Genomic DNA, 25480 nt, shown 5'->3' on the forward strand with positions numbered 1-25480 from the left:
AAAGCCCCTGGCACCAACGGTACCAGGGGCTTTTTCATTGCGCCGGCAGCGCTCAGGCCCGATCTCGCTCCAGCAGCGGTTTCAGGTAATGCCCGGTATATGATTGCTTCATCTCGCTCAGTGCTTCCGGCGTGCCGCAGGCAATGATCTGCCCACCTTTGGAGCCGCCCTCCGGCCCCAGGTCCACCAGCCAGTCGGCGGTCTTGATCACATCCAGGTTGTGCTCGATCACCACCACCGTGTTGCCGTGGTCGCGTAGGCGATGCAGTACGTCCAGCAATTGCTGGATATCGGCAAAGTGCAAGCCGGTGGTTGGCTCATCAAGGATGTACAAGGTCTTGCCGGTATCGCGCTTGGACAGCTCGCGTGACAGTTTCACCCGCTGCGCCTCACCGCCAGACAGCGTGGTCGCCGACTGGCCCAGCTTGATATACGACAGGCCTACATCCATCAACGTCTGCAGCTTGCGCGCCAGCGCCGGCACTGCATCGAAGAACTCGCGGGCATCCTCGATGGTCATTTCCAGCACCTCGTGGATGTTCTTGCCCTTGTACTTGATCTCCAGGGTTTCACGGTTGTAGCGCTTGCTCTTGCACACGTCGCACGGCACATAGATGTCTGGCAGGAAGTGCATCTCGACCTTGATCAGGCCGTCACCCTGGCAAGCCTCGCAGCGGCCGCCCTTGACGTTGAACGAGAAGCGTCCCGGGCCGTAGCCGCGTGAGCGCGATTCCGGCACGCCGGAGAACAGCTCGCGGATCGGCGTGAAGATACCAGTGTAGGTCGCCGGGTTCGAGCGCGGGGTACGGCCAATCGGGCTTTGGTCGATATCGACGACCTTGTCCAGATGCTGAAGGCCATCCATGCTGGCGTGCGGCGCTGCTTCCAGGGTGCTCGCGCCATTGAGGGCAGTGGCGGCCAGCGGGAACAGGGTGTTGTTGATCAGTGTCGACTTGCCCGAGCCCGATACGCCGGTCACGCAGGTCAGCAGGCCGATCGGGACTTCCAGGTCGACGTTCTGCAAGTTGTTGCCACGTGCGCCCTTGAGCTTGAGTTGCAGCTTCTTGTTGCGCGGCGTGCGCTTGGCGGGCACGACGATCTTCTTGCGTCCGGACAGGTATTTGCCGGTGAGCGAATCAGGGTGGTCCATGACCTCCTGTGGCGTGCCCTCGGCGACGATCTGGCCACCGTGCACACCTGCACCCGGGCCAATGTCGACCACATAGTCTGCCAAGCGAATGGCGTCCTCGTCGTGCTCCACCACGATTACCGTATTGCCCAGGTCGCGCAGGTGGTTGAGGGTGGCGAGCAAGCGGTCGTTGTCGCGTTGATGAAGACCGATGGACGGTTCATCGAGGATGTACATGACCCCGACCAGGCCGGCGCCGATCTGGCTGGCCAGGCGGATACGCTGCGCCTCACCACCGGACAGCGTATCGGCGCTGCGGTTGAGGGTGAGGTAGTCGAGGCCGACGTTGACCAGGAACTGCAGGCGCTCGCAGATTTCCTTGAGGATCTTCGAAGCAATCTCGCCACGGCGGCCGGTCAGTGTCAGCTCGCCGAAGTAGTTGCTGGCCTCGCCGATTGGCAGGTTGGTGACCGCCGGCAGGGTCTTTTCGCCCACCCATACATGGCGCGCCTCGCGGCGCAGGCGGGTGCCGCGGCAATCCGGGCAGGGCTGGGTGCCGAGGAACTTGGCCAGCTCTTCGCGCACGGTGGCCGACTCGGTCTCGCGGTAGCGGCGCTCCAGGTTTGGCACGATGCCTTCGAACGGGTGCGAGCGCTTGACGATATCGCCCCGGTCGTTCAGGTACTTGAAGTCGACACTCTGCTTGCCACTGCCCTGCAGGATCACCTTCTGGTGTTCGGCCGACAGCTCGCCGAACGGCTCCTCCAGGCTGAAGCCATAATGCGCGGCCAGTGAGCCAAGCATCTGGAAGTAGTACACGTTGCGCCGGTCCCAGCCGCGAATCGCACCTTCAGCCAAGGTGAGTTCGGCATTGACCAGGCGCTTGGTGTCGAAGAACTGTTTCACCCCAAGGCCATCGCAGGTCGGGCAAGCGCCAGCCGGGTTGTTGAAGGAAAACAGCTTGGGTTCCAGCTCGCTGATGGCGTGGCCACAGACCGGGCAGGCGAAGCGGGCGGAGAAGATCATCTCTTCGCCTTGCTCATCGTCCATCGGCGCCACCAGGGCAATGCCGTCGGCCAGCTTCAACGCGGTTTCGAACGATTCCGCCAGGCGCTGCTGCAGGTCGGCGCGCACCTTGAAGCGGTCCACCACCACATCGATGCTGTGCTTCTTCTGCTTGTCCAGCTTGGGCAATTCGTCCAGCTCGTAGAGCTTGCCGTTGACCCGGGCGCGGACGAAGCCTTGGGCGCGCAGCTCGTCGAACACGGCCAGGTGCTCACCTTTGCGCTCGCGCACCACCGGCGCCAGCAGCATCAGCTTGCTGCCTTCCGGGCGCTCCAGCACCAGGTCGACCATCTGGCTGATCGTTTGCGCTTCCAGTGGGATGTCGTGGTCCGGGCAGCGTGGTGTCCCCACGCGGGCATACAGCAGGCGCAGGTAGTCGTAGATTTCGGTGATGGTGCCGACCGTGGAGCGTGGGTTGTGCGAGGTCGACTTCTGCTCGATGGAAATGGCCGGCGACAGGCCTTCGATGGTGTCGACGTCGGGCTTTTCCATCATCGACAGGAACTGCCGGGCGTAGGCCGACAGCGATTCCACATAGCGGCGCTGGCCTTCGGCGTACAGGGTGTCGAACGCCAGGGACGACTTGCCGGAACCGGACAGGCCGGTGATCACGATCAGCTTGTCCCGGGGCAGGGTCAGGTCGATGTTCTTCAGGTTGTGGGTACGTGCCCCACGAATCAGGATCTTGTCCACTGCGGCCTCGCTCGGCGGGCATAAACAAGGAAGTATACGGCGCGCCAGTATGGCGCGGCAAAGCGTCGCGTAGATGCCGTCAAGCTGTCGGACTGATAGAATCGCCGCCGGTTCACACGAGGTTAATCCATGCACGACACCCACAACGAGCGCATGAGTGGCGGCGAAACCCGCGCCGCTGGCGGCCTTGCCCTGGTCTTTGCCTTTCGTATGCTGGGCATGTTCATGGTCTTGCCAGTACTGGCCACCTACGGCATGGACCTGGCCGGTGCCACACCTGCGTTGATCGGCCTGGCCATTGGAGCCTATGGCCTGACCCAGGCGGTATTGCAGATTCCGTTCGGGATGATTTCCGACCGCATCGGTCGTCGGCCGGTGATTTACCTGGGCCTGGTGATCTTTGCCCTTGGCAGCGTACTGGCGGCCCAGGCCGATTCCATCTGGGGTGTTATCGCCGGGCGGATTTTGCAGGGCGCCGGGGCTATTTCTGCCGCCGTCATGGCGCTGCTGTCCGATCTGACCCGCGAGCAACACCGGACCAAGGCCATGGCCATGATCGGCATGAGCATCGGCCTGTCGTTCGCTGTCGCCATGGTCGTCGGCCCCTTGCTGACAAGCGCCTTTGGTTTGTCAGGATTGTTCCTGGCCACAGCTGGGCTTGCTCTGGTTGGCATCCTGTTGATCGCCTTTGTCGTGCCCAACACGCACAGTATCCTGCAGCACCGCGAGTCGGGTGTGTCACGCCAGGCAATCGGCCCGACCCTACGGCATCCGGACCTCCTGCGCCTGGACGTGGGCATCTTCATCCTGCACGCCATCCTCATGGCCAGCTTCGTCGCGCTGCCACTGGCCTTCGTCGAACGCGGCGGCCTGCCCAAGGAGCAGCACTGGTGGGTGTACCTGACCGCGCTGTTCATCTCATTTTTTGCAATGGTCCCGTTCATCATCTACGGCGAAAAAAAGCGCAAGATGAAACGCGTGTTGGCCGGCGCGGTCGGTGTCCTGCTGCTGACAGAGATATACTTCTGGGAGTGGGCTGACGGTTTGCGCGGACTGGTGATTGGCACCGTGGTATTCTTTACCGCATTCAACCTGCTGGAGGCTTCGCTGCCTTCGCTGGTCAGCAAGGTATCGCCTGCCGGTGGCAAGGGGACGGCAATGGGGGTTTATTCCACCAGCCAGTTCCTCGGCGCTGCCTTGGGAGGAATCCTCGGTGGCTGGTTGTTCCAGCACGGCGGGCTGAACATGGTGTTCCTGGGGTGTGCGGTACTGTGTGCCATCTGGTTGGTCGTCGCGCTTCGCATGAACGAGCCGCCCTATGTGACCAGCCTGCGCATGCCGCTGACGCCAGAGGCAGTCCGGGAAGCCGGCCTGACCGAGCGCCTGATGGCTGTGCCGGGTGTGACCGACGCCGTTGTGGTGGCAGAAGAAGCCGCCATCTATATCAAACTGGATACGAAAATTTTGGACCGTGCGACCCTCGAGCGACTGGTGAATCCAGCCTCTTCGGCGTGCGAAGCCTAGGAGAACGTTATGGCCCGTGGGGTTAACAAAGTCATTCTGGTCGGCACCTGTGGCCAGGATCCCGAAGTCCGCTACCTGCCCAACGGTAATGCCGTGACCAACCTGAGCCTGGCCACCAGCGAGCAGTGGACCGACAAGCAGTCGGGCCAGAAGGTCGAGCGTACCGAGTGGCACCGTGTGTCGCTGTTCGGCAAGGTTGCCGAAATCGCCGGCGAGTACCTGCGTAAAGGTTCGCAGTGCTACATCGAAGGCAAGCTGCAGACCCGCGAGTGGGAAAAAGACGGTATCAAGCGCTACACCACCGAGATCATCGTCGACATCAACGGCACCATGCAGCTGCTGGGCGGCCGTCCGCAGGGCCAGCAGGGCGGTGACCCGTACAACCAGGGTGGCGGCAACTACAACCAAGGTGGCCAGCAGCAACAGTACAACCAGGCCCCGCCGCGCCAGCAGGCCCAACGCCCGCAGCAGGCCCCTCAGCGCCCGGCGCCGCAGCAGCCAGCGCCACAGCCGGCAGCTGACTTTGACAGCTTTGATGACGATATTCCGTTCTGATTCGAACGTTAAGGCATCGCGCCATACCAACAACCCGGAGCAGTCGCTCCGGGTTTTTTTTGCCCGCGGAAATTGAGAAATAGTATCTGGGAGGCGATGATTTCAATATGGCAATCAACTGACGGGCAGTTGGGCCACAGGGTCGAAAAACATTTCCCTCGCTTGCTCCCACCCCGCCGGCATGGCCTTCAAGGTGCGCAGAATCAGTAGGAGCAGCCTTGCGCTGCAAAAGGGCCATTGCAGCCGAAGATCATTGCCAGGCCCACTGGCCTGTTCGCAGCACAAGGCTGCTCCTACATAGATAATGTGGTGGTCACAAGGGCAGTGCCGTAGCCCACTTGCTTAGTAGAACAACCGCGGCTCCGGCGAATCCAGCAGGCTTGCCAACTTGGTCAGGGCAAAGCCCAGTTCCTGGCGGCTGGGGCTCATCAGCGCGATGCGCACGCCGCAGGTGGCGTGGCTGCGTTCTGGCAGGAACTGGCTGCCGCTGACCACCGTAACGCCGTTGTTACGCGCCAGGTTGGCGAACTCGTCGCTGGTCCACGGCTCTGGCAACTCCAGCCAGATATGGAAGCTGTTGGGCTGGCTGCGGATCTTGTATTTGCCAAGAATTTCGCGAGCCATGTGCTGGCGCGCGGCCGCTTCGTCCTGTTGTACCTGCACCAACTGGTCGGCCATGCCGCTGTTGATCAAGTTGCTGGCCAGTTGCGCCATCAGTGGTGAAGGCATCCACACGCTGCTGCGTACCATCGACGATAGCCGCGACAGGGTTTGCGGCGGGGCGTACAGGTAGCCGATGCGCAGCGCCGGCAGCACGCTCTTGGACAGGCTGGTGAGGTACACCGAGCGTTCAGGTGCATACGCAGCCAGTGGCTTGTAATCCGGGGCGGACTCAAGAAAGCCGTAGATGTCGTCATCGATGATGAACAGGTCAAACTCGCGGGCGATCTCGGCGATGGCCTGGCGCCGTGCATGGGGCATGATCGAGTTGGTCGGGTTCTGGTGCGTGGTGACGCACACCAGCAGGGAAGGGCGGTGCTCCAGGCAGGCCGCGCGCAATGCATCAGGAATAATGCCGTGCTCGTCCATGGCCACGCCGCGCAGGCGGCGGCCCATGCTGTGGGCCAGGGAGATGATGCCTGGGTAGCAGAACGACTCGCACAGCACCACATCATCGCTCTTCGACAGGCTGCTGATGGCTACCAGCAGGCCATGCTGGGCCCCGGAAGTCAGTACCACTTGCTGCCAGCGCGCTTCGGGCAGCCAGCGCTGGATCCAGGCCGCACCTGCCTGTTTGTGCGTCGCATGGCCGCCCTCGGTGACATAGTCGAGCACCTGCCCCAGATCGGGCGAAGCGGCCAGCTCGTTTATGGCTCCTCGCAGCCAGTCGCTCATATGAGCGTCGTTGGGTTTGATGATCGACAGGTCGATCTGGCCGCTCTCACGCCCGGAATTCGCGGGGTTAGACCGGGCGGCAGGGGCCGCATTAGGCGCCGGCCGTTGTTGCAGTACAAAGGTACCTCTGCCGACCTCACCCACGACCAGGCCGCGCTTGGCGGCTTCGTCATAGGCGCGGCCGATGGTGCCAGGGGTGACGTTCAGGGACTCGGCCAGGTCCTTGAGGGTTGGCAAGCGTTCGCCAGCCACCAGTCGGCCACTGCCAATGTCCTGCTCCAAGGCGTCGGCGATCATCAGGTAGACCGGCTGCGCCAGGTCGCTGTAGTGAGGAACCCACATAGAAATGGCACCAGAATTTGCGAGAACGCGGAAGCCTAGCACGAAAGGTCTGATGGACGTAATTGTGTTTTCTTACATGTAAATTGCCTTGATTGAGTCGCTTGCGCCTACCCTAGTCAGTGAACGGATACCCGCTGGGAGAGGACATGCTCTTTGCCTGTGTCCGATTGCCTGTACATCGATCAATCTAGAAATCTTTTGAAATCAATGAGTTGATTTAATCGATTCAATTCAAGGCGCTGATGCTTTGGAAAATGAATTGAATCGACGTTATTTTTCTAATTACAATGATTGAGTCGATGCAATGCGCAATTGCCTCAGCGGCTCTCGTCGCCACCATCGCACAGCTGTGAACGGCTTCAAAAAATACAACGTCTGCCGCCCCTGCCCGGCTTAGCACGACACCGAACGGCCTCAAGCCAGCTCAATGGAATAGCACTCGAAATGGAAAGCGCACACCTGCAACAAGGGGCCGAGCCTCAAACCTCTCTGGAGATTCGCCTGCCCTGGGTTACTTCCAGTGCCTGGCAAACCCTGCTGAACAATACCCCGCTCGATTTTGAGGCGAGCAAAGAGCTTTACCCACAGCTCAAGGACCAGGCGCAGGAAGTGCTGGGCAAGGCGCTGTGCCGGCAAATTCGTGGGTTTGTCGAAGATCCGCAGTTGACCAGCATGATCGTGCGCAACTGCCCCCGGGACCGGGACATCCCACCCACACCCTACACAGGCGTGCTCAGCCCACGCAGCACACCCATTGCATGCCTCGTGAGCCTGACCATGCAAAGCCTGATGGGGATCAACCCGGTGGTTTACGAAGGGGAGAACGATGGCCGGTTGTTCCGCCATGTCATCCCGTCGCGCAGTTCTTCCAGCCACAAGAGTTCTCATGGTTCGCGACTGCGCTTTTCCTACCATGTGGATAACCCGGACCTGCCGCTGTCTTGCGAACCTCTGGGCGTAACGTCCTGCTGCCCGGAATACCTGTCGTTCTTCGGCATGCGCTGTGACCCGCGCATCAGCACCACGCTGGTCAACCTTGATGCAGTGGTCGAAGCACTGCCGGCGTCGACCGTGCGCGAGCTGTGTCTGCCGCAGTTCGAAATCCGCCGCCCGGACTCATTCACCGGCAACCGCCGTTGCACTGCAGAGCTGCCAGTGCTGGCGCGTGGTCACGCTGGTGAATGGTTGTGCCGGTTCGACAGCGAGAACACCCACGGCCTCAACCTGCGTGCCGAACAGGCCTTGGGCTGCCTGCGTGGCGTGCTGGAGACCCGCCGCTTCGATGAACCGCACCTGCTGCTGCCGGGCGACTTCATGGTGTTCAAGAACCAGCGCGTGTTGCACGCCCGCGACGGCTTCGAGCCGCAGAACGATGGCGCCGACCGCTGGCTGTTGCGCCTGTTTGCGGTCAACGACCTCAACCGGGTGCATTTTGCCCGGGCCGACCACCTCTACGAAGTTCTCTCCTGATCCATTTCACTGATTCAACGGACGCATACTTATGGAACTGTTAGGCGCCTTCTGGGCGGAACACTGGTTGCTGGCAATCCTCATGCTCGGCGCGATCGCCTTCGTTGCAGGCTTCGTCGACAGTATTGCCGGTGGTGGCGGTTTGTTTCTGGTACCGGGTTTTTTGCTGGTTGGCATGCCACCGCAGGTGGCACTGGGCCAGGAAAAACTGGTCAGCACCCTTGGCACGCTGGCGGCCATTCGCAACTTCCTGGCCAACAGCAAGATGGTCTGGCAGGTGGCGTTGGTCGGGGTGCCGTTCTCACTGTTGGGCGCCTACCTGGGGGCGCACCTGATCGTGTCGATCTCGCAAGAGACTGTAGGCAAGATCATCCTGGCGCTGATCCCGTTCGGCATTCTCATCTTCCTCACCCCCAAGGACCGCCAGGTAGAGGAGCGCGAGCTGTCTTCGCGCATGTTGTACACCGTGGTGCCGTTGACCTGCCTGGCCATCGGCTTCTATGACGGCTTCTTCGGCCCCGGGACCGGCAGCATGTTCATCATCGCCTTCCATTACCTGCTGCGCATGGACCTGGTCTCAAGTTCGGCCAACTCCAAAACCTTCAACTTCGCTTCCAACATCGGCGCCTTGGTCGCCTTCGTCATCGCCGGCAAAGTCGTCTACCTGCTGGCTTTGCCACTGGTGGCCTGCAACATTCTTGGTAACCACCTGGGCAGTGCCCTGGCCCTGCGCAAAGGCAACGATGTGGTGCGCAAGGTGTTGGTGTTCTCGATGCTTTGCCTGTTCACCAGCCTGGGCGTGAAGTACCTGGCCTGACCTACTGATAGGAGAAAACTGATGAAAACCGCATTCGTAACTGGCGCCTCCTCGGGTTTTGGCCGTGCCATCTGCTGCACGCTGATCGGCAAAGGCTACCGCGTGATCGGTGGCGCCCGGCGCATGGACAAACTGAAAGCGCTGGAGGCCGAATTGGGCGTCAATTTCATTCCGCTGGCGCTGGATGTCACCGACCCGGTGTCGCTGGAGACGGCGGTCGAGCAGATTCGTGATGCATCGCTGCAGATCGACCTGCTGGTCAACAACGCCGGGCTGGCGTTGGGCGTGGACCGAGCCCAGGCCAGCAGCGCCGAAAACTGGCAGAGGATGATCGACACCAACATTACCGGCCTGGCCATGGTTACCCACAAGATTCTGCCGCAAATGGTGGAAGCCGACAGCGGGATGATCATCAACATTGGCTCAATCGCCGGCACTTACCCCTACCCGGGCGGCAATGTTTATGGCGCCAGCAAGGCCTTCGTCCGCCAGTTCAGCCTCAACTTGCGTGCCGACCTCGCGGGCACCCGAGTACGCGTGAGCAACATCGAGCCGGGGCTGTGCTCGGGCACTGACTTCTCGGTGGTACGTCTGAATGGCGACCTGGACGCGGTGCAGGCGTTGTATCGGGATGTCGAGGCCATCCTGCCGGAGGATATCGCGGCTACGGTAGCCTGGATTGCCGATCAGCCGGCGCATGTGAACATCAATACCGTCGAGATCATGCCGGTGGCGCAGAGCAGTGCGGCGCTGAATGTGGTGCGCAACCTGCCGCGTGCCTGACCCGGGCCTTACCACTGACTCAGGTCATCGCACGTTCCCGATTCTTGACTAGTCTTAACCATTGGCGGCCATGTATTGGCCGCCACCGTGACTACCAAGAGGCGCCGGCCATGTTCCGCGCGTCCACCACCTGATCAGGAGTGCACGATGGACCTGAACCGTCGGCAATTCTTCAAGGTCGCCGCCGTCGGCCTTGGAGGCTCGAGCCTGGCGGCGTTGGGCATGGCCCCGACGCCGGCCTTCGCCGAGCAGGTGCGTCACTTCAAGCTGGCGCATACCAAAGAAACCCGCAACACCTGCCCTTACTGCTCGGTCGGCTGTGGCCTGATCCTGTACAGCCAGGGCGACGCGGGTAAAAACGTCAAACAGAACATCATCCACATCGAAGGTGACGCCGACCATCCGGTCAACCGTGGCACCCTCTGTCCTAAAGGCGCCGGCCTGCTGGACTTTATCCACAGCCCGAGCCGCTTGCAGTACCCCGAGGTACGCAAGCCGGGTAGCAACGAATGGACGCGGGTCAGCTGGGACGAGGCGCTTGACCGCGTCGCCGACCTGATGAAACAGGACCGAGACGCCAATTTCATCGAGAAGAACGCCCAGGGGCAAACCGTAAACCGCTGGCTCACCACCGGTTTTCTTGCTGCCTCCGCCGCCTCCAGCGAGGCAGGCTACCTGACCCACAAGGTCGTCCGCGCTACAGGCATGCTGGGGTTCGATAACCAGGCACGTGTCTGACATGGCCCGACGGTGGCAAGTCTTGCCCCGACGTACGGCCGTGGCGCCATGACCAACCACTGGTCCGATATCGCCAACGCGAATCTGGTCCTGGTGATGGGTGGCAACGCAGCAGAAGCGCATCCGTGCGGCTTCAAATGGGTGACCGAGGCCAAGGCGCACAACAAGGCGCGGCTGATCGTGGTCGACCCGCGTTTTACCCGTACCGCTTCGGTGGCGGACTACTACGCGCCGATCCGTACCGGTACCGATATCGCCTTCATGGGCGGTCTGATCAACTACCTGCTGAGCAACGACAAGATCCAGCACGAGTACGTGCGCAACTACACCGATGTGTCGTTCATCGTCAAAGAGACCTATGGTTTCGAGGACGGGCTGTTCAGCGGCTACGACGAGGCCAAGCGTGTGTATGCCGATAAATCCGGCTGGGGTTACGAGCTGGGTGAGGACGGTTATGCGAAGGTCGATCCGACCCTGCAGCACCCGCGCTGCGTGTTCCAGCTGATGAAGCAGCATTACAGCCGCTACACGCCGGAACTGGCGAGCATGACCTGTGGCATGCCTCAGGACGCCATGATGAAAGTCTGGGAAGAGATCGCCACCTGCTCGGCACCGGGCAAGACCATGACGATTCTCTATGCACTCGGCTGGACGCAACACTCGATCGGCGCGCAGATCATCCGCAGTGCGGCCATGGTCCAGTTGCTGCTGGGCAACGTCGGCATGCCGGGTGGTGGGGTCAATGCCTTGCGCGGGCATTCCAATATCCAGGGCCTGACCGACCTTGGCCTGCTGTCCAACTCGCTGCCGGGCTACCTGACCCTGGCGGGTGATGCTGAGCAGGACTATGCCGCCTACATCGACAAGCGCGCCTCCAAACCCTTGCGCCCGGGGCAGCTGTCGTATTGGCAGAACTACGGCAAGTTCCACGTCAGCCTGATGAAGGCCTGGTACGGCGCCAACGCCACGGCGGAAAACAACTGGGGTTATGACTGGCTGCCCAAGCTGGATGTGCCGGCCTACGACGTGCTGCGCATGTTCGAGATGATGGGCCAGGGTAAGGTCAACGGCTATGTGTGCCAGGGCTTCAACCCGATCGCCGCGCTGCCGGACAAGAACCGCGTCACCGCAGCGTTGGGCAAACTCAAGTGGTTGGTGATCATGGACCCGTTGGCCACCGAAACCTCGGAGTTCTGGCGCAACGCCGGGCCGTTCAACGATGTCGATACGGCCAACATCCAGACCGAAGTGATCCGCCTGCCCACCACCTGCTTCGCCGAGGAAGACGGCTCGCTGGTTAACAGCAGCCGCTGGTTGCAGTGGCACTGGAAGGGGGCCGATGGCCCGGGTGAAACCCGTACCGACGTGCAGATCATGAGCGAGCTGTTTCTGCGTCTGCGCCAACGCTACCAGGCCGAGGGCGGCGCCTACCCTGACGCGATGATGAACATCAGCTGGCCGTACAAGATTCCTGACGAGCCATCCCCGGAGGAACTGGCCAAGGAAATGAACGGTTGGGCGGTCACCGACCTTACCGACGCTACCGGTACCACACTCAAGGCCGGACAGCAGCTGTCAGGCTTTGCCCAGATGAAGGACGATGGCAGCACGGCATCTGGCTGCTGGATCTTCGCTGGCAGCTGGACCGAGCAGGGCAACCAGATGGCCCGCCGCGACAACAGCGACCCGTTTGGCATGCACCAGGTGCAGAACTGGGCCTGGGCCTGGCCGGCCAACCGCCGCATCCTCTACAACCGTGCCTCCAGCGACCCGCAAGGCAAGCCGTGGGACCCGGAGAAAAAGCGCCTGGTGTGGTGGAACGGCAAGGTCTGGACCGGTACCGATGTGCCGGATTTCAAAGCCGACTCGCCACCTGAGGCAGGGATGAACCCGTTCATCATGAACCCCGAGGGTGTGGCGCGTTTCTTCGCCATCGACAAAATGGCCGAGGGCCCGTTCCCCGAGCACTATGAGCCGTTCGAAACGCCGATCGGTATCAACCCGCTGCACCCGCAGAACAAGAAGGTAGTCAGCAACCCGGCCGGGCGCATCTTCGACTCGGTGTGGGACACCCTCGGCACGCACGATGAGTTCCCTTATGCGGCGACCACATACCGGCTGACCGAGCACTTCCACTTCTGGAGCAAGCATTGCCGCTTGAACGCCATCGCCCAGCCCGAGCAGTTCGTCGAGATCGGCGAGGTGCTGGCCAATGAAAAAGGTATCAAGGCTGGCGACCGGGTGCGCGTGTCGAGCAAGCGTGGGCATATCGATGCGGTGGCGGTGGTGACCAAGCGGATTCGCCCGCTGCAGGTCAACAACCAGACCGTGCACCAGATTGGCATCCCGTTGCACTGGGGCTTCACCGGCGCTACCCGGCATGGCTACCTGACCAACACCCTGGTGCCATTCCTCGGTGACGGCAACACCCAGACGCCAGAGTCCAAGTCGTTCCTCGTCAAAGTGGAGAAACTCTGATGGCCAGCCAAGACATCATCGCCCGCTCGGCCACCACCACCGTACCGCCTTCGGTACGCCAGCAGCAGGAAGTCGCCAAGCTGATCGACACCACCAAGTGCATCGGTTGCAAGGCCTGCCAGGTGGCGTGTTCGGAGTGGAACGAACTGCGTGACGAGGTCGGCCACAACCACGGCACCTACGACAACCCCCAGGACCTCACCGCCGAGACCTGGACCCTGATGCGTTTCACCGAGCACGAGCGCGACGACGGTAACCTGGAGTGGCTGATCCGCAAGGATGGCTGCATGCATTGCGCCGACCCAGGTTGCCTGAAGGCTTGCCCGAGCCCGGGGGCGATCATCAAGCACGCCAACGGTATCGTCGACTTCAACCAGGACCACTGCATCGGTTGCGGTTATTGCATCACCGGCTGCCCGTTCAATATCCCGCGCATCTCGCAGAAGGACCACAAGGCGTACAAATGCACCTTGTGTTCCGACCGCGTGTCCGTGGGCCTGGAGCCGGCCTGCGTGAAAACCTGCCCGACCGGGGCGATCGTGTTCGGTAGCAAGGACGAGATGAAAGTCCATGCCGCCGAGCGCATCGTCGACCTGAAGTCGCGGGGCTACGACAAGGCCGGGTTGTACGACCCGGATGGCGTCGGCGGCACCCATGTGATGTATGTGCTGCACCATGCCGACACGCCGAAGCTGTACGCCGGCCTGCCGGACCAGCCGGTGATCAGCCCGCTGGTGGGCTTGTGGAAGGGCTTCACCAAGCCGCTGGCGCTGCTGGCCATGGGCGCGGCCGTGCTGGCCGGGTTCTTCCATTATGTGCGGGTTGGCCCACAGCGGGTCGAGGAGGACGAACACCCCGCGCCGCCGGATGACAGCGTGCACCAGGTGGATCCTGCGGTCCATGTCTTCGATCCGACCAAGCCAGGTGGGCAAGGGGAGCAGCGGCCATGAACGACAACAAACCCATCCTGCGCTACAACGCCAATGAGCGGACCAACCACTGGGTTGTGGCAATCTTGTTCATCCTGGCGGGGCTGTCGGGGCTGGCGCTGTTTCATCCGGCGCTGTTCTGGCTCAGCCACCTGTTTGGCGGCGGGCCATGGACGCGCATCCTGCACCCCTTTATCGGGGTGGCGATGTTCGTGTTCTTCCTCGGGCTGGTGTTGCGCTTCTGGCGCGCCAACTTCATCACCGCCAACGACCGCCTGTGGCTGCGCCGCGTGGACCGTGTGATGCGCAACGAGGAAGAAGGCGTGCCGCCGATCGGCAAGTACAACGCTGGGCAGAAGCTGCTGTTCTGGACCCTGCTGGCGTGCATGCTGGTGCTGTTGATCAGTGGCGTGGTGATCTGGCGTGCGTATTTCAGCTACTGGTTCGGCATTGATGTCATTCGCTTGTCTGCGTTGCTACACGCGCTGGCGGCGTTCGTGCTGATCCTCAGCATCATCGTGCACATCTACGCCGGCATCTGGATCAAGGGCTCGATCGGCGCCATGCTGCATGGCTGGGTCAGTCGTGCCTGGGCACGCAAGCACCACGCGTTGTGGTACCGCGAAGTGACCGGCGACAAGACGCCGGGCAGTCACGGACGAAAAGAAGGATAAGCGCTTGAGCACGATACTCGAACCCGGGCAGATCGAAGCGTCGGCAGTGACGCCGCCGTTTCTGCACCTGCCTCCTGCCGACCTGTTCGAACTGCGCGCGGCGCGACTGGAAAAATTGGCCGAGGTCAACGCCCTCGGCGACTATCTGAGGCTGGTTGCGCGGTTGTGCCGTGTCCAGCAGCAGCTTGTGGATAACCCGCCCGGCGCCATGCCGGTGGCTGAGGCGCGTCAGCGCTTGTGCATAAGTCACGGTTTGCCGCCGTTGGCGGCGGACAGCCTGGTGCGTGAGGGGCCTTGGTTGGTCTGGTTGCAGGCCCTGCTCGAACACTTCAGCGGCGAAACCCGTGGTCCGCTGGGTGAGGCCTTGCAGGTGCTGCATGGCAGTGATGACAACCAGCGCAAGGGCTGGGGTATCGCGTTGCTGGCAGGCCAGTACGATGCGGTGCCTGCGGCACTGGTGCCGTTCCTTGGCGCTGCGTTGCAGGCGGCCTGGTCCAGTTGGCTGCTGGCGTTGCCGGCGCCCGAGCTCAAACCTGCTGGCAGCCTGGCCCAGTGCCCGGCCTGTGGTTCGCCAGCGATGGCCGGGGTGGTGCGCAACCGTGGCAAGCATAATGGCCTGCGCTATCTGGTCTGTTCGTTGTGTGCCTGTGAATGGCATGTGGTGCGGGTCAAGTGCGTGTATTGCGAGTCGAGCAAGGATTTGCGTTACACCAGCCTTGAGGATGACCGCCATGCGCCGGGCAAGGCGCCGCTGCGTGCCGAGTGTTGCCCTGGGTGCGAAAGCTATTTAAAGCAGAACTACCTGGAGAACGATGCGGCCGCCGAGCCGCTGGCCGACGACCTGGCCAGTCTGGCGCTGGATATGCGCCTGGACGAAGAGGGCTTCCATCGCCTGGCGCCCAACCTGATGCTCGCGCCCGGGTAGTGGCTGAGTGTCTACACTGAGATACCGAGTCGCCTTCTTCGCGGGCAAGCCCGCTCCCACAGTACCTGTGGGAGCGGGCTTGCCCGCGAAGAGGCCAGTACAGACACCGGATAACCCAAGGTAGTACCGCATGTCTTCAAGCCTAGCCAGCGACACCCCGCGCCTGCCCTCCATCGACACCCTCCTGCGCCACCCGGCCTGTCTCCCGCTGATCGACCGTCATGGCCGTGAAGCAGTCCTGGCCACCCTGCGTCAACTGCTCGACGACCTGCGCGATCCCGCCCGCAACGGCCAGCTCAGCGCCGCCGAACTGGCCACCGAAGTGCTGCTGGGGCGCTCCGGCGAGCGTCTGGCCGCGCAGCAACGCAGTCAGGTACGCCGTGTGTTCAACCTCACCGGCACCGTGTTGCACACTAACCTCGGCCGCGCCTTGCTGCCGGAAGAAGCCATAGAGGCCATGCAGACCGCCGCCCGTTACCCGCTCAACCTGGAGTTTGACCTTGCCACCGGCAAGCGCGGTGACCGTGATGACCTGATCGAGGGCCTGATCCGCGAACTGACCGGCGCCGAAGCCGTTACCGTGGTCAACAACAACGCCGCTGCCGTGCTGCTGGCGCTCAACAGCCTGGGCGCACGCAAGGAGGGCATCATCTCGCGTGGCGAGCTGATCGAGATCGGTGGCGCCTTCCGTATTCCCGACATCATGGCCCGTGCCGGCGTAAAACTGCACGAAATCGGCACCACCAACCGCACCCACGCCCGCGATTACGAGGCTGCCATCGGCCCGCGCACAGGCCTGCTGATGCGTGTGCATTGCAGCAACTACAGCATTCAAGGCTTCACCACCCAGGTGCCCACTGCCGAGCTGGCGCGCATTGCCCACCAACATGAACTGCCACTGCTCGAAGACCTGGGCAGTGGTAGCCTGCTCGACCTTACCCGTTGGGGCTTGCCCGCCGAACCGACAGTGCGTCAGGCCTTGGCCGAGGGTGCCGATATCGTCACCTTCAGCGGCGACAAACTGCTGGGCGGGCCCCAAGCCGGGATCATCGTCGGCCGCAAGGACTTGATCGCCAGAATCAAGAAAAACCCGCTCAAACGCGCCCTGCGGGTCGACAAGATCACCCTCGCCGCACTTGAAGCAGTGCTGGCGCTATACCGCAACCCCGACCGCCTGGCCGAACGCCTGCCCAGCCTGCGTCTGCTGACCCGCAGCCAAGACGACATCCAGGCACAGGCCGAGCGCCTGGTACCCGAACTCAAGGCGCGTCTTGGTGAACAATGGGCCGTCAGCGTAGAGCCTGCACTGGGCATGATCGGCAGTGGCAGCCAACCCGTGGCGCGACTGCCCAGTGCCGCCCTGTGCCTGCGCCCGCAAGTCTCGAAGAAATTGCGCGGGCGCAGCCTGCATGTGCTGGAGCGGGCACTGCGTGACCTGCCGGTGCCGGTGCTCGGCCGTATCGATGACGACGCCCTGTGGCTGGACCTGCGCCAACTGGATGACGAAGCCCAGTGGCTGGCGCAGCTACCCGTCCTGCAATTGGGGGCGGTTCAGTGATTGTCGGTACCGCCGGCCACATCGACCATGGCAAGACCGCACTGCTGCAGGCGCTCACGGGCCAGGCCGGCGACCAACGGCAGGAAGAGCGCGTCCGTGGTATGACCATCGATCTGGGTTATCGCTATGCGGCACTGGCCGATGGCGCGCCGCTGACGGGTTTCATCGATGTGCCGGGCCACGAGCGTTTTATCCATAACATGCTGGCCGGTGCCCACGGCATCGACCTGGTGTTGCTGGTGGTAGCCGCCGACGACGGGGTCATGCCCCAGACCCGCGAACACCTGGCGATCATCGAGCTGCTCGGCATTCCCCAGGCGCTGGTTGCAATCAGCAAAGCCGACCGGGTCGAGGCGGCGCGTCTGGCCGAGGTGCACGCGCAAGTCAGTGCCTTGCTGGCGCCGGGACCCTACGCCAGGGCGCAGCAATTTCCGTTGTCGAGTATCACCGGGGACGGTATCGAAGCGTTGCGCCAAGCCTTGCTGGAGGCCGAAGCACATGTGCGACAACACAGTGTGCGCGTTGGCTTCCGCCTGGCGGTTGACCGCGCTTTTGCCGTTACCGGGGCGGGCGTGGTGGTCACTGGCACCGCGTTGGCCGGGCGGGTGAGTGCCGGCGACACCTTGCTGCTGGGCAAGGCTGGCAAACCGGTGCGGGTGCGAGGCCTGCATGCGCAGAACCAGGCCGCGCTGGTGGCTGAGGCGGGCCAGCGGGTGGCGCTGAACATCGCTGCCGAGCGCCTGGCTGTTGAGCAGGTGCACCGTGGCGACTGGCTGGTGCCCGAATGGTTGCACGCACCCAGCGTGCGGGTGGATATCGAGTTGCACCTGTTGCCGGGTGAGACGCGTACTTTCGAACACTTCAGTGCCGTGCACGTTCACCTCGGTACTCAGGATGTAACGGCCCGGGTCGCCTTGCTTGAAGGCGAGAGCCTGGCGGCAGGCCAGCGCATGTTTGCCCAGTTGCTGCTCAATGCACCGTTGCAGGCGGTGCACGGCGATCGCCTGGTCCTGCGTGATCAGCGTGCCCAGCGCACCCTGGGCGGTGGCAAGGTGCTAGACCCCTTTGCGCCAAGCCGGCAACGGCGCAGTGATGAGCGCTTGCGCCAGTTGCAGGTATTGCGGGATGCCGATGGCCTGGAGCAGGCGCTGCCGGCACTGCTTGCCAGCGCTCCCGGGGGTGTCGACCCCCAGCGGCTTGAACGGCAGTTCAACCGTCTGCGGACTACCTGGGCGTTGCCGGAGGACGTGCGGGTAGTGGCCACGCGGCAGGGTCAACTGCTGTTCGCCAATGCCCAGTGGCAGGCGCTCAAGCAGCAGGTGCTGGAGCAGCTTGCAAGGTTCCATGAGCAAGAACCCGACCAGCTTGGCCCAGACCGTGACCGCCTGCGCCGCTTTGCGGCCTTGCCCCTGGAGCGGCCTGCCTTTGTCAGCTTGCTGGATGAACTGCTCGATGACGGCGCCATCGCCAGCAGTGGGCCCTGGTTGCACTTGCCTGATCACAAGGTGCAGTTGAGCGACGCCGACAGTGCGCTGTGGGCGCGCTTGCAGCCCAAATTGCTGTCGGGACAATACGATCCGCCCTGGGTCAGGGCGCTGGCAAGTGAAGAGAACTGCGCCGAAGCCGATGTGCGCCTGCTGTTGCGCAAGCTGGCACGGCTGGGCCTGGTGCATCAGGTGGTGCGTGACCTGTTCTACCCTGAGGTGACATTACAGCGCATGGCAGCGTTGCTGATGGGGCAGGCCAGCGAGACGCCGATAGTGCAGGTAGCCGCGTTTCGCGATATGTTGGGCATCGGTCGCAAGCGCAGTGTGCAGATTCTGGAATACTTCGACCGCATCGGCCTGACCCGGAGGGTGGCCGACCAGCGTCACATCCGCGCCGACAGCGCCCTGGCCCAGCAGCAGGCCAGGCACTGAGTTCAAGGAAGGCAATCGCGCCCGGTGGCGCGGCCGGGCTTCAAACCCGGTTGGGGACGGCAGCCGTTCCCGGGCAGGTTCGACTCCCGCTGCCTTCCGCCATTTTCTTTTGCCTGTTCAGGCCCGTTCGCCGCACAGATCCAGAGCAAACCACTGCTCTGCTGCATCCACATCCAAACCTGCCCCCAACAGCGCAACCATCTTGCCCAGCGCTGCCTCACGGGTCATGCCGCCACCACTGACCAAACCTGCCCCACGCAAGCGGTTGCCCGCCGCATAGGTGTCGAACACCACCGAGCCTTCCGGGCACTGGCTGATAGCTGCCAGCATCACGCCGCGCTGGCGCGCCGCGCTCAGCACATCCAGCAGTGCCTGGTCATCCGATGGTCCGGTACCGCTGCCGTAACACTCCAGCAGCAACCCTTGCACACCGCTGTCGATCAGCGCCTGCAAGTGTCCGGCCTGCAACCCCGGAAACACCGGTACTACCGCCAGGTTGACCGGTTGGCGCGGTTGCCTGTAGGCAAGCTCGGCAGGGACCGCAGCGGCATGCTCACCGTCACGATGGCGCGGCAGCGCTGCAAAGGCATCAAATGCCTCGCTGCGCAGCTTCGACGCCCGGCAGCCAGGCAGCAACTGGCCATGGAAGTACAACCGCACGCCATCCTCCAGGCCGTGTTCGAACTGGCGAAGCGCGCCACACAGGTTGGCCCAGGCATCGCTGTCCGGGGCGCCAGCCGGCAGCATCGAGCCGGTCAGCAGCACCGGTACTGCCAGCCCAAGCAGCAAGAACGACAATGCTGCAGCGCTGTAGGCCATGCTGTCGGTGCCGTGTAGCACCAGCACGCCGTCATGGCCCGCCACGTCCACCGCTTCGACGATGGCATCGCGCATTGCCAGCCAGTTGTGCTGTTGCATGTTGGCGCTGTCGAGCAGCGGGTTCAGTTCCTGCAGGGTCCATTGCAGCTGGGGCGCATCGGCCATGTGCGCGAAGTGCTCGCGCATCCGCGCTTCAAAACCACCTGCTGGCGCCAGGCCTTCGGGTGTTTCGAGCATACCGATGGTGCCACCGGTATAGAGAACGAGAAGATTCTTTACGGCACGCATGGAGAACATCCGTAGCGGTGAGCGGAGAAAGAAAAGCCGCCCGCAGAAGGGGCGGCTGGGCAGGGCAGCGTATCAGCGCTGAGGTTGCGCTTGGCCGACTGTTTTGTCAGTGGCTGTTTCCGCCTGCGGATTGGCAGGCCAGGCATTGCGGTCCAGGTCCAGGTCGGCGAACTTGGTCGAATCGAACACTGGCTGCTGGATGCCAGCCTTGCGCTGGTCATCGTAGTCGCGCATCACACGCAGTCCGACCTTGAACAGCAGGGCCAGGGCCACCAGGTTGACGAAGGCCAGGCAGGTCATGGTGATGTCGGCGAAGGCGAACACGGTCGACAGGTCTTGCATCGAGCCCCAAACCACCAGTGCCAGCACCAGGCCACGGAACACCATCAGTACCACGCGGTTACGGGTGAGGAACTGCAGGCTGTTCTCGCCCAGGTAGTAGTTGTAGAGGATGCAGGTGAACACGAACAGCGACAGCGCCACGCTGACGAACACGCGGCCCCAGTCACCGACCACGGCAGCCAGCGAGTTCTGAGTCAGGACAATGCCGTCACCCTCGAAGCCTGGGGTATAGAAGCCCGACAGCAGGATCAGCAGCGCGGTGCAGGTGCAGATCACGAAGGTGTCGAGGAACACGCTGAAGGCTTGGACCACGCCCTGTGCGCCCGGGTGTTTCACGGCGGCCACGGCGGCGACGTTCGGTGCACTGCCCAGGCCCGCTTCGTTGGCGAACACACCACGTTTCACGCCCATGACGATGGCGCTGCCGAGCAGGCCACCGAACGCAGGGTCGAGGCCGAAGGCGCTCTTGAAGATGGTTTCCAGCATGGCCGGCACATGTTCGATCTGGGTGCCGATCACATACAGGGTCACGCCGATGTAGGCCAGGGTCTTGACCGGTACCAGCAGGTCCGACACCGCAGCGATACGCTTGATGCCACCGATGAAGGTGATGGCCAGCAGCACGGCCAGGACGATACCGGTTTGGCTCGGGGCGAAATCAAAGGCGTTTTGCAGCGAGTGGGTCACGGTGTACGACTGCAGGCCGATGAAGGCGAAGCCGTAGGTGACCAGCAGCAGGATCGAGAACACGATGGCCATGCCTTTACGCTTCAGGCCATGCTGGATGTAGTAGGCCGGGCCGCCACGGTACAGGCCGTCGCCATCGGCGCGCTTGTAGACCTGTGCCAGGGTGCACTCGAAGAAGCTGCTGGACATGCCCACCAGCGCGGTGACCCACATCCAGAACACAGCGCCCGGGCCACCCAAGGTCACGGCAATACCGACACCCGCGATGTTACCGGCGCCCACGCGGCCAGCCAGGCTCAGCATCAGGGCCTGGAAAGAGCTCAGCTGGCCTGCCTGGCCACGCAGCGATTCCTTGAACACGGCGAACATGTGGCCGAAGTGGCGGAACTGAACGAACCGCGAACGGATAGTGAAGTAGCTACCCAGCCCTACGATCAGCACGATGAGGAGTTTCCCCGAAAGGAAATCGTTGAGTACTTCGAGCATTGGAAAATGACCTCGATTCTTATTCTTCGTGTGGAATGACCAGCGGACGGCAGGCGCACCGCTATTCGTTGGGGCGAATGGTTGGCCATGACAAGAGTCGTTACAATTTCGCGGATTGCTCTGACTTGATGCGACTTGATGCTACAATGGCGTCATTCGCGTCACCTGGATTCCGCACATGAGCGATCATTTCGCTACCAACCTCAAGCTGGCTTGCAGCCACTACCGCTCTATTTCCGAAGTTTGCCGACAGCTATCGATCAACCGCGCGCAGTTCAACAAGTACCTGAGCGGGCAGAGCCGTCCGACGGCTTTCAACCTCAAGCGCATCGGAGATTTCTTCGGAGTGGAGGATTACGAGCTGAACTTGCCGGCCGAGCAGTTCGCCCGGCTGATTGGCGCACGGGTGTCGACGCTGGCCGAGCAGCCCAGCGACCCGATCAGCGAACTGTTCCGTCCGTTGCACGACCACGCCGGCAACCTGTCGCGCTATTGCGGTTACTACTTCGAGTACTCCAACTGCATGTCGGTGCCGGGCACGATCTTGGTGTCGCTCGTGCACCTGTGGGAAGAGCGCGGTCGCTTCCTGTTCGAGCGCCAGGAACGCCAGGAACGCTCCAGCGCCACCGACCAGCATGCCGAGGTACGCTGCCGCTACCTAGGGGCTGCGTTCCAGTTGCAGGACCGAGTGTTCCTGATCGACTACGAGTCGCTCACCTTCAACGAAATGAGCCAGACCATTCTCATCCCCAGCTTCAAAAGCCGCATCACCCGGCTTAATGGCCTGAAGGCCGGCGTCTCCAGCGGCGACCGGCGCAACCCGGCTTGCACCCGGGTGGTGTGGGAGTACCTGGGCGAGGAGATCAATCGCATCAATGCTTATAGGCAGGTGAAACTGTACCGGCCTGATGATCCGCGTATCGATGATGATGTGCGTGAGCGCTTGAGTGTGGGGCCGCTTAGAAACGGGCTGTTTGAAATCGAGTAGGCGTCAACGCGTCAAGCGTCGTTGAGGATGAATGCCGCCACGGCGCTCGCAACCTGATCTGCAATCGCTGGGTGACTGCGCAAGTGGGCGGCGATGCCATGGTCGCAGTCTGTAAGAAACAGGCATTGCAAACGCGCCGCTGAAACTGATTGCATCAGCGCTTGGGTTACTTCTTCGGGTATCGGGCTGTAGCGTTCTGCTCCAGCCAGCCACTGGTTGCCTGCGCTGGTGCCTGAGTGGTTTCCGAATCTTTGTGAGTTAAGCCCGTCATACTCGCCAATCACCATCAGAACTCGGCCTTGGAACTGTTTAAGGAAGGCGTAACTGTCGCAATCGAGAAAGCCATAGGGTTTTCTGATGGCCGCTGTGAATGCCGGGCCGAACGGTAGCTGGTGAGCATGGTCTGGGTAGACCGCCGGGCAGATCAGAACGATGCTGTTCAGGTGTGGCAACTGTGCTGCAAGTTTCAGTGTTATTGCCGCGCCCAGACTGTGGCCTACGAGCGTTCGGCATCCAAGTGCGATATGCGCGTGAAAGCGCCGTGCTTCATCAAGGTTCGTAGCCAGTGAAGGCGATACTGCACCAGGCTCGCTGGCGAGACTATGACCTGACAGATTAGCCGTGAGTGAACCAATGCCTGTAGCTTGGAGGCGATAGAGCAATGGATTGAGGCGGGTAAAGTCGGAGCGCGCGCCCCCCACGACAAATGCAGGCGCTGCGCGCTCGATGTCGGGCACCAGCAAACGGGCCTGTTGCTTATAGCTTCCAAATGTTTCTTCGATGAAAAACGCTTTGCCCGGGGCGGGTTCGTCATACTGCCATTTCAGGCGCTGGGAAGCTCCCGTTTGCGAGTGCATGGTGCCCTCTAGAAGAACTGGTTGAGCCATTCGCCGAGTGGATTGCCCGAGTCGAGTAAAAGTTTGACCGCCATGATGATACAGACACTGACCAGCATCGGTTTTATCAGGCGTGAGCCGAAGCGAACTGCGCAACGTGCGCCCAACTGTGCGCCCAGGAAGGCAGCAAGTGCCATTGCCAGCGCTAGCGGCCAGATAATCGACCCGCTCAGTGAAAAGACTGACAACGCACCCAGGTTGCAGGCTGCGTTCAAAAGCTTGCTGGTGCACACGGCTTGTATCAGCTGCTGGCCTAGGAGAATAACGCAGGCCAGCATGAAGAACGAGCCAACGCCGGGGCCGAAGATACCATCATAAAACCCAATGATCGGCGCAACCGTTACGCAGAACAGACTAGTCGATAACTTTGCTTTACGCGCTTGCTCATTCGGCTTTGGGCTAAAGGCAAAATAGGCTGCTATCAGGATCAGCAAGGGTGGCACGCATGCCTGCAGAACGCTTTTGGGCACATAAGTTATCGACAAGGCGCCTAGCGCACCTCCAATAAACGACATGACAGCCATTGGAGTGCCTTGTCTCCAGTCGATCATGCCTTTTCGGGCGAAGGCGCATGTGGCCGAAACCGTAGCCGAAGCGGCTTGGAATTTGTTGGTGGCGATTGCAGCCAAGGGTTCCATGCCCGCAACGAACAACACAGGGAGTGTGATCAGTCCTCCTCCTCCAGCGATAGCATCAAAAAAGCCAGCCATCAGTGCAACCAGCGCGAGTATCAGAACAAGCGTCAAGTCGAATTCAATCATCGGGTGTTTTCCTGTAGTCAGCCACGGACCAGTAGCGGGTCTTCAACGACTACAAGCGGTGCCGCGAAGGGGGAGTATCCGAACTGACGAATAAGCAGACGCCGGTTATCCAGAAGCACATCGCGACCGTGCAACGCTCGACTGTTGTTGATTAACAATGCGCTGTCAGGCTGGAGGAAAAACGCTAGCGGCTGTGCAGCGTTCAGTATTTTCTGAAAGTTGTCGAAAGCGTGCACAGCAGCGTTGCAGGCGCGTTCATTCAGGCTGAAGCGGTAGCTGTTGTAACGAATGGAAAAACCACCGCTAGGCTCGAATTGCAGCATTGAAATTGCTTCGCCGGCGTTGCCCTGTCCGAGAGCAAAGCAGTCACTGCGCGTGAAATCGAATGATGGTGAAGTCAGTGCAAGTGTGTCCAGGCTACCCAAGCGTTCGATGATTTCGCAGAGTGGGAAGACATAGGTAGGTTCATTGGCGGGGTTCCAGCATGCAGTGAGTATTAGCGCAGACGGGGCCGGGGAGTGACCGTTGCTGGAAATTGTTGAGCAGTTGTAAGGTGCTTCAGTGTGCGGTCCCAGTCGCAAACCTGCGTGAGAACTAATTTCAACGGCTAAGCAGGGGTTTTCGTCGAGTCTTGGTACGCGGCCACCCCCCTTGAAATTACCGACCAAACGGACCTGTTTGCCATCGTTGTCTATGTCAAAGGCGAAGCTGCGATGGCGCGCAAGCTCCAGCAACAGTTGATTGCGTGAAGAAAGGTATTGGCAGCGAGTGCTTTGTGCCAAAGTTGAGATATCCGGTAGATGTTCCGGTATCGGCTCGTCGACATAAGGCATCTGCCTATACACCAAGGCGGACAGGTGCCCTTCAGTGAAGCGCTGCAACAGCGAGCGCTGTTGCTCGTTCAAGGTTTTCTCGAACTGATCGGCCAATACACGAGTCTGAAGTGCCACTCCCTTGGCCTCCGGTCCGCCCATTTCAGCAATGGCTTGGCTTGCAGATGCTATGGCTCGGTTTTGTTCCGGGCAGAAATCCAGATAGGCAACTTCCGAATGAGGCACTGAACGTTCCTTGTACTTTTTTGTGAAGCGCCCGGCTGGCAAGCGCGTGATTCGACTATTCAATGCCGTTATGCTGCTGCGCGGTAGTCAGCTCTTTCCTGGTACGTCGTAGGAGATTTCTCTATGCGCTTTTCCTCAGCGTTGAATCGTCGGAACGACTA

The 25480-nt window shown here is 61.7% G+C and carries 19 protein-coding genes and 1 tRNA gene; 13 read left to right on the forward strand and 7 right to left on the reverse strand.

The window, feature by feature from the left end:
- Positions 1 to 52: 52 nt before the first annotated feature.
- Positions 53 to 2887: an excinuclease ABC subunit UvrA gene (uvrA, locus tag QQL85_RS22805; RefSeq protein WP_284356808.1), complete on the reverse strand. Its 2835-nt coding sequence runs from the start codon at positions 2885 to 2887 to the stop codon at positions 53 to 55.
- Between the two features lie 129 nt (positions 2888 to 3016).
- Here uvrA and QQL85_RS22810 point away from each other — a divergent pair, with 129 nt between their 5' ends.
- Together QQL85_RS22810 and QQL85_RS22815 are read left to right on the forward strand one after the other, a co-directional pair.
- Positions 3017 to 4411: an MFS transporter gene (locus QQL85_RS22810; protein ID WP_284356807.1), complete on the forward strand. Its 1395-nt coding sequence runs from the start codon at positions 3017 to 3019 to the stop codon at positions 4409 to 4411.
- A gap of 9 nt (positions 4412 to 4420) precedes the next feature.
- The gene (locus QQL85_RS22815; RefSeq protein ID WP_025754600.1) at positions 4421 to 4966 is read left to right on the forward strand and encodes a single-stranded DNA-binding protein; all 546 of its coding nucleotides are present in this window, start codon (positions 4421 to 4423) and stop codon (positions 4964 to 4966) included.
- Positions 4967 to 5308: 342 nt separating this feature from the next.
- Here the strand turns inward: QQL85_RS22815 and QQL85_RS22820 are convergent, their stop codons facing one another.
- Positions 5309 to 6703: a PLP-dependent aminotransferase family protein gene (locus tag QQL85_RS22820; RefSeq protein WP_284356806.1), complete on the reverse strand. Its 1395-nt coding sequence runs from the start codon at positions 6701 to 6703 to the stop codon at positions 5309 to 5311.
- Positions 6704 to 7147: 444 nt separating this feature from the next.
- Between QQL85_RS22820 and QQL85_RS22825 the strand changes: the two genes are divergently transcribed.
- The 10 genes from QQL85_RS22825 (at position 7148) to QQL85_RS22870 (ending at position 19096) form a co-directional block, all read left to right on the forward strand.
- The gene (locus tag QQL85_RS22825) at positions 7148 to 8173 is read left to right on the forward strand and encodes a TauD/TfdA family dioxygenase (protein WP_198750546.1); all 1026 of its coding nucleotides are present in this window, start codon (positions 7148 to 7150) and stop codon (positions 8171 to 8173) included.
- A 31-nt stretch (positions 8174 to 8204) separates the two neighbouring features.
- Positions 8205 to 8990 carry a sulfite exporter TauE/SafE family protein gene (locus tag QQL85_RS22830; RefSeq protein WP_284356805.1) on the forward strand — a complete coding sequence of 262 codons (786 nt, stop codon included), beginning with the start codon at positions 8205 to 8207 and terminating at the stop codon, positions 8988 to 8990.
- 21 nt (positions 8991 to 9011) lie between these two features.
- Positions 9012 to 9773 carry an SDR family NAD(P)-dependent oxidoreductase gene (locus QQL85_RS22835; protein WP_105948231.1) on the forward strand — a complete coding sequence of 254 codons (762 nt, stop codon included), beginning with the start codon at positions 9012 to 9014 and terminating at the stop codon, positions 9771 to 9773.
- Positions 9774 to 9920: 147 nt separating this feature from the next.
- A complete protein-coding gene (gene fdnG, locus QQL85_RS22840; protein ID WP_284356804.1) occupies positions 9921 to 12989 on the forward strand; it encodes a formate dehydrogenase-N subunit alpha in 3069 nt (1022 codons plus the stop codon).
- Positions 12989 to 13939: a formate dehydrogenase subunit beta gene (gene fdxH, locus QQL85_RS22845; RefSeq protein ID WP_284356803.1), complete on the forward strand. Its 951-nt coding sequence runs from the start codon at positions 12989 to 12991 to the stop codon at positions 13937 to 13939. Before fdnG ends, fdxH begins: the two co-directional genes overlap by 1 nt.
- Positions 13936 to 14592, forward strand: a complete 657-nt coding sequence (locus QQL85_RS22850; protein WP_284356802.1) for a formate dehydrogenase subunit gamma — start codon at positions 13936 to 13938, stop codon at positions 14590 to 14592. Before fdxH ends, QQL85_RS22850 begins: the two co-directional genes overlap by 4 nt.
- Before the next feature lie 4 nt (positions 14593 to 14596).
- A complete protein-coding gene (fdhE, locus tag QQL85_RS22855) occupies positions 14597 to 15517 on the forward strand; it encodes a formate dehydrogenase accessory protein FdhE (RefSeq protein ID WP_284356801.1) in 921 nt (306 codons plus the stop codon).
- A gap of 130 nt (positions 15518 to 15647) precedes the next feature.
- Complete coding sequence (gene selA, locus QQL85_RS22860; RefSeq protein ID WP_284356800.1) at positions 15648 to 17075, forward strand: L-seryl-tRNA(Sec) selenium transferase; 1428 nt, start codon at positions 15648 to 15650, stop codon at positions 17073 to 17075.
- Positions 17072 to 18994, forward strand: a complete 1923-nt coding sequence (selB, locus tag QQL85_RS22865) for a selenocysteine-specific translation elongation factor (RefSeq protein WP_284356799.1) — start codon at positions 17072 to 17074, stop codon at positions 18992 to 18994. The genes selA and selB overlap by 4 nt, the downstream gene beginning before the upstream one ends.
- A 6-nt stretch (positions 18995 to 19000) precedes the next feature.
- Positions 19001 to 19096: transfer RNA gene (locus tag QQL85_RS22870), tRNA-Sec, on the forward strand.
- A 15-nt stretch (positions 19097 to 19111) separates the two neighbouring features.
- Here QQL85_RS22870 and QQL85_RS22875 read toward each other — a convergent pair.
- Both QQL85_RS22875 and QQL85_RS22880 read right to left on the reverse strand, forming a co-directional pair.
- Complete coding sequence (locus QQL85_RS22875) at positions 19112 to 20101, reverse strand: asparaginase (RefSeq protein WP_434482165.1); 990 nt, start codon at positions 20099 to 20101, stop codon at positions 19112 to 19114.
- A gap of 72 nt (positions 20102 to 20173) precedes the next feature.
- Positions 20174 to 21616, reverse strand: a complete 1443-nt coding sequence (locus QQL85_RS22880) for an alanine/glycine:cation symporter family protein (RefSeq protein ID WP_284356797.1) — start codon at positions 21614 to 21616, stop codon at positions 20174 to 20176.
- A 178-nt stretch (positions 21617 to 21794) separates the two neighbouring features.
- On the opposite strand from QQL85_RS22880, the gene QQL85_RS22885 reads away from it, so the two are divergent.
- Positions 21795 to 22604, forward strand: a complete 810-nt coding sequence (locus QQL85_RS22885) for a helix-turn-helix domain-containing protein (protein ID WP_284356796.1) — start codon at positions 21795 to 21797, stop codon at positions 22602 to 22604.
- 11 nt (positions 22605 to 22615) lie between these two features.
- Here QQL85_RS22885 and QQL85_RS22890 read toward each other — a convergent pair whose 3' ends face one another.
- From QQL85_RS22890 to QQL85_RS22900, 3 genes are read right to left on the reverse strand one after another with little or no spacing between them, the layout of a single operon-like run.
- A complete protein-coding gene (locus QQL85_RS22890; RefSeq protein ID WP_284356795.1) occupies positions 22616 to 23461 on the reverse strand; it encodes an alpha/beta hydrolase in 846 nt (281 codons plus the stop codon).
- 8 nt (positions 23462 to 23469) lie between these two features.
- Positions 23470 to 24261: a TSUP family transporter gene (locus QQL85_RS22895; RefSeq protein ID WP_284356794.1), complete on the reverse strand. Its 792-nt coding sequence runs from the start codon at positions 24259 to 24261 to the stop codon at positions 23470 to 23472.
- A 17-nt stretch (positions 24262 to 24278) separates the two neighbouring features.
- On the reverse strand, positions 24279 to 25319 hold the full coding sequence (locus QQL85_RS22900; protein ID WP_284356793.1) for a hypothetical protein: 1041 nt from the start codon (positions 25317 to 25319) through the stop codon (positions 24279 to 24281).
- Positions 25320 to 25480: the final 161 nt, after the last annotated feature.

The organism is Pseudomonas putida, assembly GCF_030159595.1.
In the GTDB taxonomy this organism is placed as follows: domain Bacteria; phylum Pseudomonadota; class Gammaproteobacteria; order Pseudomonadales; family Pseudomonadaceae; genus Aquipseudomonas; species Aquipseudomonas putida_AC.